Annotated in this window: 16 protein-coding genes; 11 read left to right on the top strand and 5 right to left on the bottom strand. The window is 68.4% G+C overall.

Going from position 1 to position 15,034, the window contains the following annotated elements:
• Positions 1–98: 98 nt before the first annotated feature.
• The 4 genes from ABZ078_RS22475 (at position 99) to ABZ078_RS22460 (ending at position 2,641) form a co-directional block, all read left to right on the top strand.
• Positions 99–1,160 carry an NAD(P)/FAD-dependent oxidoreductase gene (locus tag ABZ078_RS22475; protein WP_356577731.1) on the top strand — a complete coding sequence of 354 codons (1,062 nt, stop codon included), beginning with the start codon at positions 99–101 and terminating at the stop codon, positions 1,158–1,160.
• A gap of 39 nt (positions 1,161–1,199) precedes the next feature.
• Complete coding sequence (locus ABZ078_RS22470; protein ID WP_356577729.1) at positions 1,200–1,571, top strand: metalloregulator ArsR/SmtB family transcription factor; 372 nt, start codon at positions 1,200–1,202, stop codon at positions 1,569–1,571.
• A gap of 31 nt (positions 1,572–1,602) precedes the next feature.
• The gene (locus ABZ078_RS22465; RefSeq protein ID WP_356577728.1) at positions 1,603–2,112 is read left to right on the top strand and encodes an N-acetyltransferase family protein; all 510 of its coding nucleotides are present in this window, start codon (positions 1,603–1,605) and stop codon (positions 2,110–2,112) included.
• Positions 2,113–2,314: 202 nt separating this feature from the next.
• Positions 2,315–2,641, top strand: a complete 327-nt coding sequence (locus ABZ078_RS22460; RefSeq protein ID WP_356577726.1) for a hypothetical protein — start codon at positions 2,315–2,317, stop codon at positions 2,639–2,641.
• 581 nt (positions 2,642–3,222) lie between these two features.
• Here the strand turns inward: ABZ078_RS22460 and ABZ078_RS22455 are convergent.
• Positions 3,223–3,750 carry a transposase gene (locus ABZ078_RS22455; protein ID WP_251100277.1) on the bottom strand — a complete coding sequence of 176 codons (528 nt, stop codon included), beginning with the start codon at positions 3,748–3,750 and terminating at the stop codon, positions 3,223–3,225.
• The gene (locus ABZ078_RS22450) at positions 3,747–4,286 is read right to left on the bottom strand and encodes a winged helix-turn-helix domain-containing protein (protein WP_215188986.1); all 540 of its coding nucleotides are present in this window, start codon (positions 4,284–4,286) and stop codon (positions 3,747–3,749) included. The genes ABZ078_RS22455 and ABZ078_RS22450 overlap by 4 nt, the downstream gene beginning before the upstream one ends.
• Before the next feature lie 591 nt (positions 4,287–4,877).
• Between ABZ078_RS22450 and ABZ078_RS22445 the strand changes: the two genes are divergently transcribed.
• From ABZ078_RS22445 to ABZ078_RS22420, 6 genes are all read left to right on the top strand, one after another.
• Entirely contained in the window at positions 4,878–6,704 is a 1,827-nt protein-coding gene (locus ABZ078_RS22445) for a reverse transcriptase domain-containing protein (protein WP_356577725.1), read from the top strand.
• 115 nt (positions 6,705–6,819) lie between these two features.
• On the top strand, positions 6,820–7,593 hold the full coding sequence (locus ABZ078_RS22440) for a reverse transcriptase domain-containing protein (protein WP_356577723.1): 774 nt from the start codon (positions 6,820–6,822) through the stop codon (positions 7,591–7,593).
• Complete coding sequence (locus ABZ078_RS22435) at positions 7,583–8,173, top strand: group II intron maturase-specific domain-containing protein (protein ID WP_356577721.1); 591 nt, start codon at positions 7,583–7,585, stop codon at positions 8,171–8,173. Before ABZ078_RS22440 ends, ABZ078_RS22435 begins: the two co-directional genes overlap by 11 nt.
• A 520-nt stretch (positions 8,174–8,693) precedes the next feature.
• Entirely contained in the window at positions 8,694–9,362 is a 669-nt protein-coding gene (locus tag ABZ078_RS22430) for a hypothetical protein (protein ID WP_356577719.1), read from the top strand.
• Between the two features lie 92 nt (positions 9,363–9,454).
• On the top strand, positions 9,455–10,021 hold the full coding sequence (locus ABZ078_RS22425) for a carbonic anhydrase (RefSeq protein WP_356577718.1): 567 nt from the start codon (positions 9,455–9,457) through the stop codon (positions 10,019–10,021).
• A gap of 42 nt (positions 10,022–10,063) precedes the next feature.
• On the top strand, positions 10,064–10,519 hold the full coding sequence (locus tag ABZ078_RS22420) for a DUF3093 domain-containing protein (RefSeq protein WP_356577716.1): 456 nt from the start codon (positions 10,064–10,066) through the stop codon (positions 10,517–10,519).
• 455 nt (positions 10,520–10,974) lie between these two features.
• Here the strand turns inward: ABZ078_RS22420 and ABZ078_RS22415 are convergent, their stop codons facing one another.
• On the bottom strand, positions 10,975–11,109 hold the full coding sequence (locus tag ABZ078_RS22415) for a hypothetical protein (RefSeq protein ID WP_275404711.1): 135 nt from the start codon (positions 11,107–11,109) through the stop codon (positions 10,975–10,977).
• A gap of 227 nt (positions 11,110–11,336) precedes the next feature.
• Here ABZ078_RS22415 and ABZ078_RS22410 point away from each other — a divergent pair, with 227 nt between their 5' ends.
• Positions 11,337–12,086, top strand: coding sequence for a DUF1775 domain-containing protein (locus ABZ078_RS22410; RefSeq protein WP_356577714.1), 750 nt, complete (start codon positions 11,337–11,339; stop codon positions 12,084–12,086).
• Positions 12,087–12,409: 323 nt separating this feature from the next.
• On the opposite strand, the gene ABZ078_RS22405 is transcribed toward ABZ078_RS22410, so the two are convergent.
• Together ABZ078_RS22405 and ABZ078_RS22400 are read right to left on the bottom strand one after the other, a co-directional pair.
• Entirely contained in the window at positions 12,410–14,371 is a 1,962-nt protein-coding gene (locus tag ABZ078_RS22405) for a copper resistance protein CopC (RefSeq protein WP_356577712.1), read from the bottom strand.
• Positions 14,372–14,442: 71 nt separating this feature from the next.
• Positions 14,443–14,886 carry a hypothetical protein gene (locus tag ABZ078_RS22400; protein WP_356577808.1) on the bottom strand — a complete coding sequence of 148 codons (444 nt, stop codon included), beginning with the start codon at positions 14,884–14,886 and terminating at the stop codon, positions 14,443–14,445.
• Positions 14,887–15,034 lie beyond the last annotated feature (148 nt).

The raw sequence follows: 15,034 nt of genomic DNA, 5'->3' as shown, positions 1-15,034 counted from the left end.
GCGCGTTTCGACATCTGTCGATGGCTTGCGCGATCCAGCGTGGCACCTGTATTGATGAGTGTCAACATAGACATCCATCGAAACCGGGGGGATTGCTGATGGAGCACGTCGACGTCGCCGTGATCGGCGGCGGCCAGTCCGGACTGGCGACCGCCCACGCCCTGCTGCGCCGAGGGCTGCGGCCGGTGGTGCTGGAGGCGTCCGACCTTGCGGCGGGGTCGTGGCCGCGCTACTACGACAGCCTCACGCTGTTCTCGCCCACCCGGTACAGCTCTCTGCCCGGGATGCCGTTCCCCGGCGCCGACCGGAACCACTATCCGCACCGCGACGAGGTTGTCGCCTACCTCACTGCCTACGCCGGCCACCTGGACGCCGAGATCCGCACCGGCTGCCGCGTCAGCGCGGTCCGCCGCACCGGCGACGCCTTCGAGGTGGAACTGGAGGGAGGCGGTCGGCTGTCCGCGCGGGCCGTCGTGGCGGCTTCCGGGTCGTTCGGCCGCCCGCACCGGCCGGCGCTGTCGGGCCTGGAGGAGTTCACCGGCCAGGTGCTGCACGCCGCCGACTACCTCAACCCGGCCCCGTTCACCGGCCGCCGGGTGGTGGTGGTCGGGGCGGGGAACTCGGCGGTGCAGATCGCCGCCGAGCTCGCCGGGGCCGCGCGCGTCACGCTCGCCACCCGCGGGCCGGTGAAGTTCACGACGCAACGCGCCCTCGGCCGCGACCTGCACTTCTGGCTGACCCGCACCGGCCTGGACACCGCGCCCCTCGGCCGGCTCCTCCCGCGCCCTCCGGCGCAGCCGGTTCTCGACGACGGCCACTACCGGACGGCCCTGGCCGCCGGACGGCCGCAGCGCCGGCCGTTGTTCACCGGCGTCGACGGAGCCGAGCTCGTCTGGCCGAACGGGGAGCGGGAGGAGGTCGACGCGATCGTGCTCGCCACCGGCTACCGCCCCGACCTGCCCTACCTCGCCCGCCTCGACGGCACTCTGGACGCCGTCGGGAACCCCCGGCACCGGGAGGGACTCTCGGTTGGAGTGCCGGGGCTGGCGTACGTCGGGCTGGAATGGCAGCGCAGCCTGTCGTCCAACTCGCTGCGCGGCGTCGGCCGGGACGCGGACCGGATCGCCCGGCGCCTGGCCGCCCACCTCGCGCGCCGGTGACGGACCTCGCTTTGGTTCGACATGTGCCAACATAGATGCATGTCGAATGCGAAGGTGCTACCGCTGCTCGAAGCCAACGCTCAGGGTGTGGCGCCGTGCTGCCCGCCGCTGACCGAGCGGCCGATGACCGCCGAGGAGGCCGAGACGGCCGCGCGGATGTTCAAGGCGCTCGGCGACCCGGTCCGGCTGCGGCTGTTCTCCGCCGTCGCCTCCCACGAGGCCGGGGAGGCGTGCGTGTGCGACATCTCCGATGTCGGCGTCTCCCAACCCACGGTGTCCCACCACCTGAAGAAGCTGAGGGAGGCCGGGCTGCTGACCTCCGAGCGGCGCGGCACCTGGGTGTACTACCGGGTCGAGCCGTCGGTACTGGCCGCGATGGGCAAGCTGCTGGCCATGCCGGCCGCGGCCTGACGACCGGACGGACAGAACAGAGGGGAAAACGGTGAGCGGGGCGCCCCGTGCGGTGGTCGTGCCGTTGGCGGCGGAGCACGCCGACCAGGTGCCGGCGATCCACCGGGCGGGCATCGACGAGGGCAACGCCACCTTCGGGACCAACGCGCCGAGCTGGGAGGCGTACGACGCCGCGAAGCTGCCCGAGCACCGCTTCGCCGCCCTGGACGAGGGCGAGGGGGCGGTGCTGGGCCGGGTCGCCGCGAGCAGGGTCTCGGACCGGTGCGCGTATGCGGGCGTGGTCGAGCACTCCGTCTACGTCCACCCCGCCGCCCGCGGCCGCGGCATCGCCTCCGCCCTGCTCAAGGCGCTGATCGACTCCACCGAGCAGGCCGGAATCTGGACCATCCAGTCCGAGATCTTCCCCGAGAACACTGCCGGCCTCGCCCTGCACCAGCGCCACGGCTTCCGCACCATCGGTACGCGGGAGCGGATCGGACGCCACCACGGCGTGTGGCGCGACGTCGTCCTGGTCGAGCGCCGCAGCCCGGCCGTCACGTAGCCGGCACGGCAAGGTGGCGGGGCTCAGGCGTCCTCGATGATCGAGCAGACCGCGGCCGGCTCACCGCAGGGCCGGTCGTCGGCGGCCCTGCGGGTCTCGGTGAGAGTCTGGCGCAGCGCCAGGAGATCTGTGATGGTCGCGTCGATCTCGGCGAGGCGCGCGTCGAGCAGGTCGCGGACGGCGTGCGGCCGGGCCGCTGCTGGTGCTGCGGCGCGTTGAGGGTTCCCGGCGCCCGCTGTATGTCTTCGGCCCGTTCGCCGTGCACGGCGGTATCGATCTGACGCTGGCCGTCACCATCCACCCGGCCGTGGCCGCAGGCGCGCTGACCGTCTACGGCGTGGGTACTTCCACCGGAGCGGTCACCTTCACCTCCCTGCTGCAAGCCGCCGCCTCTGCCACCCACCGCGGCCTGCTGCGGTTGCTCCTGCTTCCCACCTGGCACTACTTCTTCTGGAACCTCATGTCCCAGTCTCCAGGTGTCCAACATCAAGGGTTGCGCCACGAGGCGCTGTGGTTCGTACGGAGGTGAAAGACCACCGTCATCTGCCTGTCGTAGCAGGTGGATTGAAGCTGGGGGCAGCCTGATCCGGGTGATGCCGGGAAGGGCGGCAAGCAGCCCCGACACGACCGGGACGTGCCAGTACTGCCAGATGGTGCGGGTCCGGTCGGCGAGATGGAGAGGAGTACGCGAGGAACCGGCGTTGTTACGTCCTTCAACTTGGACACCGGCTCGAACCTGGCGGATCTGGGCCGGACGCGGTGCGTATCGCGTTGACGGGCATCCTCCGTTCGGAGGAAGTACCGAAAACGGGAGAACTCCCACGAGGTATCCCTTTGCGGAGTGGGAGGCCACGAGGAAGGTCTACGGCGTACTCGTGGCGATGCCGCTGGGGCACAGCCGGGCTCCTCCTCCATCCAGCGAATCACGGTGAACGTGGGAACCGTCCCCGGCCTCGCCTCCGCCCGTGCCTCCAGCGCGGCGGCGGGGGCTGGGCGCATCGACCGTCGATCGGCCGGGGACGGGGCGGAGCCGCCGTAGTACTCCGAGGCCGGGAAAGCCGGCCACATGGGGAAGTTGCGCCGTCTACTGACCTTGAATGCGTGATGTCGTCATGGTGGCTGGCGCCGGAGGCCGGTGCCGGTGAGGCAGCCGTCGAGGACGCCGGGGCGGTACTGGAGCTGGCGTAGGCCGCGCCGGACGGCGGTGATCAGATCGTCGGGGTCGGCGAAGGCGCGGTTGGCCGTGGTGGTGCGTCGTAGGACGGACCAGATGCCCTCGACCGGGTTGAGGTCGGGTGCGTAGGGCGGCAGTTGGAAGACGGTGAGCCAGTCGCGGTCGGCGATGTAACGGCGCATGCCGGCCGTCAGATGGGTGTTCAAGTTGTCCCAGACCAGCACGATCGGGCCGCCGAGCTGCTGGTGGGCGGTCTGGATCAGGTCGCGGTAGTCCTTCCAGGAGAAGCTCTTGCGCCCGTCGGGCCGGGCGTCCGGGCAGGGGCGGTAGATGAGCCGGGAGGGTTCGCCGGACTTGTAGCAGGCCAGGGCGGCCACCGATAAGCGGCGGCGGGAGCGGCCCCGGACGCGGATCACGGGGGTGTGGCCGCGGCGGGACCAGGTGCGGGTGGTCGGCGGCGTCATCGAGAATCCGGCTTCGTCCTCGAAGACGAGCCAGGCGTCGAGCGCCGCCACGGTTCTTCCACGCTCGGCCAGGTCTCCTTCACCCAGCCGGCCACCGCCGCCTCGTCCCGCTCGAGTGCCCGGCGGGCGGGGACCTGGCAGCTCCAGCCGTGCCGCTTGAGCAGGGCGGCCACTCCTTGCACGGTGTAGCTCTTGTGGAAGCGGCGCCCGATCAGCGTCTTGATCCGCGACAGGGTCCAGGTCTGGTCCGGCCAGCCGTGTGCCACTGGCCCCTTGGCCAGTTCCCGCTCGAGCACGGCGAACAGTTCGTCACTGAGCAGCGGCAGTGACGCCGGACCCTTGGAGGCCAGAGCCCGGGGCCCGTTCTGCGACCAGGCTCTGCGCCAGCGCTGAACCGATCGGACGCTGACCCGCAGGTCGTGCGCGATGACCGAGTTCTCATCGCCCTGGGCGAACCGCTCGGCCGCCTCCATCCTCAACTTTTCGCGGAAGACCCGCCGTTCACCGGTCAGTCCGCCCCCTTGCGCATACCTCATGCAGTCGGCATACCGCAGGGATCACGAGGCGTCAGCCCCTACGACACCACGCTTTGAGGGTCAGTAACTCGGCGTTGGATCACTCTCTCAGAGAGTAGAGGTTCGGAAGGAGAAACCTCTGGACTACCCGCCTTACCTGGACGCGAAAGCGCGAGGGGACAACAGCATGGCGGGAAAGCGTGGAGCGTTGTGAAGGCGTTTATGGCGCTGCCGCGCAAAGTCCGTGTGATATGGCGAAGACCAGACTGTTTGAAGCCAAGTTCCCAGGGATGGAAATGTGCATCCTCCGACATACAACGCCCGGAGCGGAGCCATCAGCATCAGGCGAATCCCCTTTGCTTCGCCCCAACCCTTCCGGCTGGTGGACGGTGGGTAACGAGCTCACTCAAGGGAACGGACAGGCCGCCTACGTCACGCTCGATACGTCCAATGCAAGAGGAATTCGGGATCACCTAAGGGGCGCGAGCCCTACGGTGACGGAGTGCCAGTAGTAGTCGTGGGAGTAATGCCCCACCAGGGAGAGCGGGAGAGCCGCTTACAGGGCCAAGTGGCACAGGTGTCCACGATATCCGGAGAGGCAAGGTACGCGTAATGCAGAGAGCCGAAGCCCTGATGGAGATCATCCATGAACGCGGCAAGAGAGGATTGCCCCTGGAGAGGCTGTACCGGCATTTGTTCAACCCGGAGCTGTACTTGCGGGCCTACGGGAAAATCTATCGCAACGACGGCTCTATGACGCCCGGCTCCACCCAGGAGACCGTGGACGGTATGAGTCTGAAGAAGATTCAGACGATCATCGATGCGCTGCGGTATGAGCGATATCGATGGACCCCGGTGCGACGCGTATACATCGACAAGAAGGGATCACCCGCGAAGCGTCGGCCTCTAGGTCTGCCTTCGTGGTCGGACAAGCTGCTGCAAGAAGTGATTCGCTCCCTGCTGGAAGCGTATTACGAGCCGCAGTTCTCCGACCGCTCTCACGGCTTCAGGCCAGGAAAGGGATGTCACACTGCGCTCACGGAGATATCTGAGACGTGGCGTAGTGTCACCTGGTTCGTCGAGGGAGACATCTCCCAGTGTTTTGATCGGCTGGATCACGGAGTCTTGCACTCCATCCTGGCCGAGAACATTCACGACAGTCGCTTCCTGCGGCTGATCGACGGACTTCTCCAGGCCGGGTACCTGGAGGAATGGCGTTATCACGAAACACTGAGTGGTGCGCCACAAGGGGGTATTCTGAGCCCCTTACTCTCCAATATCTACCTGGATCGGTTGGACAAGTACGTCGAGACAACACTCTTACCCGTCTTCAACCAGGGGGCCGGCCGCAAGCCGTATCTGCCGTATATGCGGATACACAAGGCCACCTGGAAACTGGAGAAGCGCGGACAGCGGGAGGAAGCACGGCAGCTGCGTCGTCAACTGCAACGGCTCCCCTCCCACGATCCCAATGATCCGGGCTTCCGGCGGCTGCACTACGTCCGTTACGCGGACGATTGGCTGCTGGGGTTCTCCGGGACGCGACGGGAAGCCGAGTACATCAAGGAGAAGATCGGGAAGTTCCTGCGTAACCGGTTGAAGCTGGAGCTCTCCGAGCCGAAGACCTTGATTACCCACGGGCGGACACAGGCCGCTTGCTTCCTCGGCTACGAAATCGTGGTCCTGCACGACGACGCCAAGCGCGATCGGAACGGTCATCGCTCTATCAACGGGCAGATCGGCCTGAAAGTGCCAATGGACGTCGTGCGCGGAAAATGCAGACCTTACATGCGCCGCGGCAAACCGGCCGCCCTGCTGGAGCGCGTGCACGACTCGGACTTCCGGATCGTCACGCGGTTTCAGTCAGAGTTCCGGGGCCTCGCGGAGTATTACCAGCTGGCCTACAACCGGCACCGCCTCGGCCTGCTGAGGTGGATTACGGAACGCTCCCTGACCAAGACGCTGGGGCATAAGAACAAGATCAGCGTCAACAAGGTCTGGAATCGCTACCGTGCCACCTGGCAGACACCTGCTGGCCCCCGAAGGGGCCTCCAGGTCAAAGTCGAACGCGGCAATGGAAAGAAGCCGCTGGTCGCCCGTTGGGGCGGAGTCTCGCTGGCACGAAGGACCACGAGGGTAACCCTCAAAGACGAGCTTCCGGTGGTATGGAGGAAGCGTCCCGCAGAACTCATCGACCGGCTCATGTCCGGCCGTTGCGAACTCTGCAAGGCGCAAATAGAAGTCAAAGTGCACCACATTCGACGTCTGAGTGACCTCCGCCCCGGGAGTCAGGCTCAACAGCCTGACTGGGCAAAGCAGATGGCATCACGCCGCCGCAAGACCCTGATCGTCTGCCGTGACTGTCACAGCGGAATCCACAGCGGACCTTCCGTTCGGCAGGAATCGATGGAATCGACGCTGGAGAGCCGGGTGCGGTGATAAGTCGCATGCCCGGTTCGGTGGGGGGTCGTCGGAAAAGGGTCCGCATCAGCGGACACCTCGCCGGCGGCCTACCCTGCGGCGGCAGCGGAAGACGAGCAACAAGGAGGCTGCAATGCCGAAAGACGCGCCGCCGAACGGCAGCGCTCCGCCCACCGGGACCGTCGGTCCCCGGAAGCGGGTATCGGAGATGCAGGCCAAGCTGCACCGTTGGGCGGCGGCCGATCCCGGCCGCCGGTTCGACGACCTGTTCAACCTCGTGCACGACCCGGCGACGCTGATCGTGGCATTCGAGCGGGTCGCGGGCAACAAGGGCTCCCGCACTCCCGGCGTCGACGGCCTGACCGTCGCCGACATCGAGGAGTACACCGGGGTGCCCGGGTTCCTGCACGATCTGCGTGTCGCCCTCAAGGACGGCTCGTTCCGGCCTCTCCCGGTCAGGGAACGCAAGATCCCCAAGCCGGGCGGGTCGGGGAAGGTCCGCGCCCTCGGGATTCCGACGGTGGCGGACCGGATCGTGCAGGCCGCGCTGAAACTCGTACTGGAGCCGATCTTCGAGACCGACTTCACGCCGGTTTCCTACGGCTTCCGGCCCGGGCGGCGGGCCTGGGACGCGATCGCCGAGATCCACCACTTCGGCACCAAGCAGTATCGCTGGGTGCTGGACGCGGATATCGAGGCGTGCTTCGACCGGATCGACCACACGGCCCTGCTGGACCGCGTGCGACACCGGGTGAAGGACAAACGCGTCCTGGGCCTGGTCAAGGCATTCCTCAAGGCCGGGATTCTGACCGAACTCGGCGAGAACAAGGGGACCATGACCGGGACACCGCAGGGCGGCATCCTCTCCCCGGTTGCTGGCCAACATCGCTCTCTCAGTGCTCGATGAGCATCTGATGGGGCCGTGGAAGCCGGGCGGAGCGATGTCGCTCGCCTGGGAACGCGGGTATCGGCGTCGCCGAGGACTGCCGAACTGGCGGCTGGTCCGTTACGCGGACGACTTCGTCGTCCTGGTCAACGGCACCCGTCAGGACACCGAAGCAGTCCGCGAGGACGTCAGCCGGGTGCTGAAACCTCTGGGTCTGAACCTCTCCGAGGCAAAGACCCAGATCACGAACCTGGCCGACGGAATCGACTTCCTGGGGTTCCACATCCAGTGGCGCCGCAAGAAGGGGACGGAGAAATGGCACGTCTACACCTTCATCAGCCAACGTCCCATCCGGCAGCTGAAGGCGAAGATCCGGGCCTTGACCCGCAGGCAGTCGCAACAGGATCTACAGTCCGTGCTCCGCAGGATCAACCAGATCCTGCGCGGCTGGTCCGCCTACTTCCAGCATGCCGTCGCCAAGAACCAGTTCAGCGCGCTCGCCCACTTCGTTTGGTGGCGGCTGATCAGGATGCTCAAGGTCCGGCACCACTGGACGTGGAAGGACATCCGCCGCCGGTTCGTCACCCCGCAAGGGCACTAGCGGCCGATCTCGGCGGACGGGACCGACCTCTTCGATCTCCAGACGGTCGCGGTCACCCGCTACCGCTGGCGAGGAGCGAAGATCCCCAGCCCATGGCCAACGATCCAGCCCACGACAGTCTCCGTGGAGAGCCGGATGCGCTGAGAGGCGCATGTCCGGTTCGGCGAGAAGTCCGGGGAAACGGACCGGGAGCAATCCCGACACCGCGCCCCGGGCTTACTCAGCGAAGCTTCATGCCTACGCCTTCCCCCTCGCGACGGATGCCTTGCCCGCAGTGAAACGCACGCTTGCTCCCATCATCAAAGGCTGCATCGGTGACCGTTGTCATGTCCGATAAGAGGCCTCCTGACCCGCGCAAACGCGTCGGACAGGGATAAGGCTGCGGCGGCACCCTCGCGAGTGCCACCCTGTCGTGAACTGTCGGTCGGGAGGTCGGTACCCTGCCAGGGCATACGGGACCCCCGTGCCCGCAGCCCGCCTCCCCGTCCACTCCGGACGGGCTCCTGAAAGCCCGATCCTGATGCGACCGCACCGCCCGCAAGGAGCCGCCTCCCCGGCGTCCGGCGTGCTGCGCGGGCTTCGGGCGGGTGCCTTGGCGGTGCTGTGTGTGCTGCTGCCGCTCGCCGGACACGTACTGGCGCAGTGCCATGCGCCCCGGTGGATCATCGTGGCCGGGACGGCGGCGGTAGCCGTGCCAGGCGCCGCGGTATTGACCCGGCACAAGCTGACGGACGCCCAGTTGCTGGCCGTGTTCGCGGCCACGCAGCTGGCCTACCACACGGCCTACTCGCTGCCCGGGGCCTGCGCGGCGGTCGCCGCGGACAAGCCTGGCGGCGGTCTGGCGCGGCTGATCGAGCATGACGCGGTGGCCGGTCCGCCGGCCGGCGTACTGATGGCCGGACATCTGGTGACTCTGTTGCTCGCTGTCCGCCTGCTCGGCCTGGGCGAGCGGCTTCTGTGGCAGAGCAGGTCGCTGCTGACGGTCGTACAACGCCTGCTCGTGTTCCTGTGGCCGCTGCTGCGCGGCCGTCATGGTTCCGGCCCACAGATCACGTTTCCCGAGAGCAGCGCACCGAGGGTGTCGGCGCTGCTCGTGCGGTTGCACGAGGGCAGGGCTCCCCCCAGGCACGGGCGCAGTCCGTTCGTCGTTTTCCGGCCGATGCCGCTCTGCGGTCCGAGTCTGCCCTGAGGGGTACGACGCGAGGATGACCGCCGGACGCGTCGGTCCCCTTCGTCTTCGTCCCGGCGGCAGCCCCGCCGGGGGACAGAGAGTCCCACACCATGCAGTACCTGATCGACCAGGCGCGCGTCTTCCCCGCCCGCGCGGCGGCCCACGACGTGAGCCTGGGCGCACCTGCACAGTCCCAGCAGCCGCGGGCGATGTTCATCTCCTGCTCCGACGCGCGCGTCGTACCGGCTCTCATCACGGCCGCCCGCCCCGGCGACCTCTTCGAACTGCGCACATATGGCGGGGTGATCCCTCCCTACGACCCGGAGGGGCCGACCGGTGAGTCCCGGACGATCGAGTACGCGGTCGACGAGCTGGTCGTCTCGGACATCATCGTCTGCGGTCATTCGTACTGCGAGGTCGTCACGGCGGCCCTGCACGACCACCTGACCGCGGCCGGCATCGACGGCCCCGGCGAGGGGTTGACCCCGCTGACCGGAGACCTCACCGCCGCGGGGCACTGGCACGTGCTCGCCCAGCTCGACGCGCTCAGCAACCATCCAAGCGTGGTGCACCGGCTCGCCGACCGGTCCTTGCACCTGCACGCCTGGTTCCACGAGATCGAGACAGGCGCAACCCTTCAGTACGTCCCGCGCGCCAGCTCCTTCCTGCCCCTGTGAACAGCCCCGCCCCTTCCGACGTATACGACAAGGTGATCGCCCGTGACCCCCGACAACCGGCTCGTCTACGACGAACGTCTGACCGCCCCGAAAGCCTGGTGGGGTATAGCCGTGTTCTTCGGCATTGCCCTGGCCCTGGTCTTCTTTCCCTACGGCCTCGTCGCCGCACTGATCGGTCTGGCCGTCGGCACCTGCCTGGCCGGGATGTACGTCAGTGCACAAGGCTCGACACGGATCCGGGTCACCGCCGACATGCTGTTCGTGGCCGACGCCCGCATCCCTCTGGTGGCCCTCGGGCAGCCGGAGGCCCTCCACGGAGAGGACGCGCGGGCCTGGCGGACCTACAAGGCCGATCTGCGGGCCTTCATGGTGATGCGCAGTTTCGTCCCCGGCGCGGTGCGCGTCGAGGTCCTCGATCCCGACGACCCCACGCCCTACCTCTACCTGTCCACCCGTACGCCCGAGTTGCTGGCCAAGGCGCTCGGTCCACGGCCGTGAGGACGCGGCCTGGACGTCTGGGCGTCGTACGGCGGTTTCTCGTACGGGCGGCCGGCCGCTAGGAGATGATGGGCGACCGTGCCACCTGATCACGCGACCGGGCGCGAGGAGCGTGCCGGAGCAGGCCGGGCCAGCCGTGCGGGAGCGTGCGCGCGGGCCGGCCTGTTCGCCGTGCTCGGCACCGTGCTCGCAATCTTCGGGCACCACGCGATCGCTGAGACAGCTGTGCCGTGGCGGCTTGTGGGCGGGCTCGTCGTGTTTCAGTTCGCGGCGGTCTGGCCCCTCGCCCGTCGCCGCTACGTACCTGCTGCGACCGTCGCGGTCACGCTGGCGATGCAGTGCGTGCTGCATCTCGCGCTGTCCTCCGCAGACGGTGACCCACCGGCGGCGATGCCGGAGCACGCGATGCACGCCGGGCATTTGGCGGCCGCGCCGGGGGACGGGCACGCCTGGCATCACGCGCAAGTGCCGATGATGGTCGTCCACACGGTCGCCGCGCTGGTGGTGGCCTGGCTGCTGCACCGGGCGGACGCGCGGATGACGGCCGCACTCGGCACGCTGCGCACGTTGGCCAGGGCCGCCGTGGCCACACTGGCCCAAACGCTGCCACGACCTGTCGCCGATCCGGAGCCGAAACTGCCCGGGCTGCCCGGCCGGGGAGTCCATGGGCTCTTCCCGGTGGCAGCACCGGCGTGGGAGGAAGTACTGAAGCACGCGGTGGTGCGCAGGGGCCCACCGCGGCGGGAGGACCCTTCGGTAACCACCCGGCCCCGGCACCGCGGGGCCGAATCTTCCCGCATCAGCAAGGAGTCCCCCTGTGCCCAAGTCAACCCGTCCACTGGCGCGTGCCGGCCGACGTTTCGTACTCGCCGGTGCCGTCGCGCTGACCGCCACACTCGCCCTGGCCGCGCCGGCGGCCGCGCATGCGGAGGTCGAGGCCGACCGTCCGCAGGCTCTGGCGGAGAACGTCACCCTGAGCTTCGTTTCCGAGGCCGAGTCCGCCTCCGCGGGCTTCAGCGAACTGCGTGTCGTTCTTCCCAAGGGCATCGCACCCTCCGACGTCACCCTCGAAGAGGCTCCCAAGGGCTGGAAGCTGAAGGCCACCAATGATGGGTACACCGTCGCCGGCCCCTCACTGAAGGCCGGTGTCGACGCCGAGCACAAGATCAAGGTCAGGCAGCTCCCGGACGCGCAAGAGATTGCGTTCAAGACCGTCGAGACTTACAGCGACGGCGAGGTGTCCCGCTGGATCGAACTGCCCAGCGGGGGCGCGAAGCCCGCACAGCCCGCTCCACTCCTGAAGTTGGAGGCCGCAGCTCCGGGCGCCAAGCCGGCGAGCCCCAGCCCCAGCGAGAGCCCCAGTGACAGTGCGGCCCCGAGCCCGACCCCGTCGGCCACCGAGTCGGACGTCGCAGCCGCAGGCTCCGACACCGACACCAAAGCCGCCGAGGAGGACGACAGCAGCTCGACGGGCCTGATCATCGGAGGGATCGTCGTGGCACTGCTCGCCCTGGGTGGCGGCGCGTGGTGGCTGCTGAAGCGACGCTCCACCTCGTCGCCCAGCTGACCCCAGGCTGCCGTGTCTGTCTGTGGGGCGGCGGCTCGTCCGCCCCACAGACAGTCGGGCGGACGAGCCGTGGTGCGCCCGAACGCCTTCAGGCTGATCGGCCTCGTAGCGGTAGCCAGGTGAGAAGAGACCGCCATGGCACGTGCCCGTTCCGTTCGATCCGCTGCCGCGCGGATTCTCTGCGATCGGCGGCCGCCCCAGCCACAGCATCCTGATGTTCGGGATCGCTGTCGGCGGTATGTCAGCGCCGGTGTTCCGCTTCGCTGACGGAGGATGTTCCGCCCGGGACGCGGTTGAGCCGGCGAGCGTGGCTGTGTGGTCGGTCAGAGCAGTGGCGGTTTGATGGTCATGTTCTTGCTGACGGTGACCTGGTCGATGTCGGTGATGCGCACGGTGACACGCACGGTCCAGGTACCGGGAGAGGGAAGCCGCATGCGGTCGGCGGACCAATAGCCCCCTCGGTCGACGAGTTTCGCATCCAGCGGGCCGATCCGCTCGGCCTGGTGAGTGAGCGTGACACGGAGTTCGGGCACCGCGGTGACGCCTCCGTCGGCCCCGTAGACCAGGGCCTCCACCGTGCTGTCGCCGACGCGTCCAGGCGCGAAGGTGATCTGCACTTTGCCATATCCCGCGGGGGCACCGACGTCGAAGGGGATCACGACCACCCGCGCCCTGGGTTCCTGGGCTGCGGCCGCCGAGGCGGCGCTCTGGACGGCGGCGCGACTGGGTTGGGTGCCGGTGAGCAGCGTCGTGAGCGCCAGGACCACGACTCCGAGAATGGCCTCGACGGTGACCGAGCGGCGCAGGCCGCGCCGGTGGTGGTCGGAATCGGACGGGGAGCCGGACGGGCCGGGGCCGTCGGCCGGACGGCTCGGAGCCGTCGGTCCGGCGGTGTCGTCCGTGACCTGGCCCGTGTCTCGGCTTACGGAGGCGCCAACGCCGACGGTCCGCGTCACGTGTACGCGCTGGTGCGCGGCTGCCGACGGAGGTTCCGGCAGTCGCTGGTGCACGAGCTGGGCGGTCCACTGTCGGGAGAAGGAGGCCGCGATCAGCACGGAGATGACGGCGATGGTTTTGAGGACGAGGAGCCTGCCGTAGTCGGTGGTGGACAGCGCCTCGAAGGAGCCGACCTGCCGCCAGGACTGGTAGACGCCTGTGACGACCAGGACGACGACCGCTGCGAAGGCCAGCCGGGAGAAGCGCGTGACCGCCGCGGCCGGGATCGCCGTTTCGGCGGGTGCCCAAAAGAGGGCGACGGCCAACGCGATCAGTCCGCCCAACCAGACCGCCATGGCGAGCAGGTGCAATACGGAGACGGGGATGGCGAGCGGGACCTGGATACCGGCGGAGGCGTGCTCGGCGGCGGCCCAGGTGACGGCCAGGCCCACGGCGAGCAGCGTACCCGCAGCTCGTACACCGACGCTGAACTGCGGCTTCCCGACGAGCTGACCGGCCTTGGCCTCGGTGGCCGGAAGGCGCGGAGGCTCTTGGGCTTCGCGACGGAGCCGGGTCGCGCACAGGACGAGGAGTCCCCCTGCTGCCGCGAGCAGCACCAGCCGTGCCCCCAGAGCCAGACCCGCTCTGCCCGTGAAGGTCCGGCCCAGCAGCGACAGGTCGAACACCGCGGTGAGGCCCTTGCCGGTCTCATACGGTCCGCGCAGCAACAACAGAAGAATCGTGGAGGCGAACAGCGCTGTCCAGCCGGTCAGCAGCAGCCTGCGGAGGGGACGAAGTGCCGCACCGCCCGGCCAGCAGACGAGGGTGAACAGGGCCACGCCGATGAGCAGGGCGAGACCACCGTAGGCGACGTAGCGAAAGAAGCCGTAGGGACGGGATGCGGCGGTGTTCTCCGAGGACGCCGTCGGCACCGAGGCGGCGGCGGAGGGCCGGCCGATGGAGAAGGTGAAGGCTCCCGAGATCGAGTGGCTGTCGGAGGAGACGACCCGCCAGGACACCGTGTAGGTGCCCTCGGGCAGCTTGTCCTGGAGCATCACCTGGGCGGTGTCCGCTTTCTCGCCGGCATGCGTGACCGGTCCACGATCGACTCGCAAGCTCTTCGGGGACAGGACGCGCAGGGAGCCGCCGGCGAGGCTGACGTCTTCGTTGAAGGTGAGTGTGATCTGCTCCGGGGCGGTTTTGAGGACGGAGACGTCGGCCGGGTCGGACCTGGTCAGGATGGCGTGGGCGGAAGCGGGTCCGGCGCCGCCGAGGAGGAGGGCCAGCACGACGCCGGCCAGGAGCAGGGCGGTCAGCGGAGTCCTGGTCCGGCGTGATGCCGTGGGCATGAGGGAGCCTCCGGATGGGTGGGCGTACATGGCGGGCGTAACCCGTGCGGTGGCGGGGGACGGGGCCGCCGCTACGACGCGCTCGGGGTCGGGGCCGCCGGGCCCATGCCCCGCATCTGCTGGATGGTCCCGCCGAGTTTGGAGCGGAACTGCTCGAGCATCTTCGGTTTCGCGGCGACCACCCAGCGCGTACCGACGAGGTACCTGCCTCCGTACATGTTGGCCGTCTCCAGCCAGATCTGCTGGTACTTCTTCTCGGGGAAAGTGGTGATGAGGTAGTCGCCCTGCTTCGTGTGGCACAAGCCCTCGCGCAGTTCTTCCGCTTCGGTGCGGATATTGGCCTTGCAGCCGGTCAGATTGGCGATCACCTCCACCTTCGCCGGTGCCACCGCGCCAGCGGCGGGGGCGGCGGCCATCTTCGGCGGGGCACTGTTCGCCGAAGGCTCGTCCTCGCCGCCATTGCTGCAGGCCGTGGCCAGGAGAACCAGGGTGGCAGCGAGTACGACGTCGCGCATCCGGCGGGCCGTGGTGAGGTTACGGCCGGTGCGTCCTTGCTGCGGTTGTTCCGACTGCTCGGGTTGCTGGGGCACGTGCCTCTCCGTATCCGGGCTCTTTCTGTCCGCACCAGCGGCCAGGCGTACGACTACGACAAGGGATACGGGC

This window comes from Streptomyces sp. NPDC006385 (genome assembly GCF_040612485.1).
Taxonomy (GTDB): Bacteria; Actinomycetota; Actinomycetes; order Streptomycetales; family Streptomycetaceae; genus Streptomyces.
The sequence above is the reverse complement of the archived record's forward strand: the minus strand, read 5'-3'. Positions and strand labels throughout refer to the sequence as shown.

Bases quoted from the DNA above. Each gene is read 5' to 3' on its own strand.
- ABZ078_RS22405 (WP_356577712.1), bottom strand. From the start codon at position 14,371: ATGCCCACGGCATCACGCCGGACCAGGACTCCGCTGACCGCCCTGCTC.
- ABZ078_RS22475 (WP_356577731.1), top strand. From the start codon at position 99: ATGGAGCACGTCGACGTCGCCGTGATCGGCGGCGGCCAGTCCGGACTG.
- ABZ078_RS22450 (WP_215188986.1), bottom strand. From the start codon at position 4,286: ATGAGGTATGCGCAAGGGGGCGGACTGACCGGTGAACGGCGGGTCTTC.
- ABZ078_RS22445 (WP_356577725.1), top strand. From the start codon at position 4,878: ATGCAGAGAGCCGAAGCCCTGATGGAGATCATCCATGAACGCGGCAAG.
- ABZ078_RS22470 (WP_356577729.1), top strand. From the start codon at position 1,200: ATGTCGAATGCGAAGGTGCTACCGCTGCTCGAAGCCAACGCTCAGGGT.
- ABZ078_RS22430 (WP_356577719.1), top strand. From the start codon at position 8,694: ATGCGACCGCACCGCCCGCAAGGAGCCGCCTCCCCGGCGTCCGGCGTG.
- ABZ078_RS22455 (WP_251100277.1), bottom strand. From the start codon at position 3,750: ATGACGCCGCCGACCACCCGCACCTGGTCCCGCCGCGGCCACACCCCC.
- ABZ078_RS22440 (WP_356577723.1), top strand. From the start codon at position 6,820: ATGCCGAAAGACGCGCCGCCGAACGGCAGCGCTCCGCCCACCGGGACC.
- ABZ078_RS22425 (WP_356577718.1), top strand. From the start codon at position 9,455: ATGCAGTACCTGATCGACCAGGCGCGCGTCTTCCCCGCCCGCGCGGCG.
- ABZ078_RS22400 (WP_356577808.1), bottom strand. From the start codon at position 14,886: ATGCGCGACGTCGTACTCGCTGCCACCCTGGTTCTCCTGGCCACGGCC.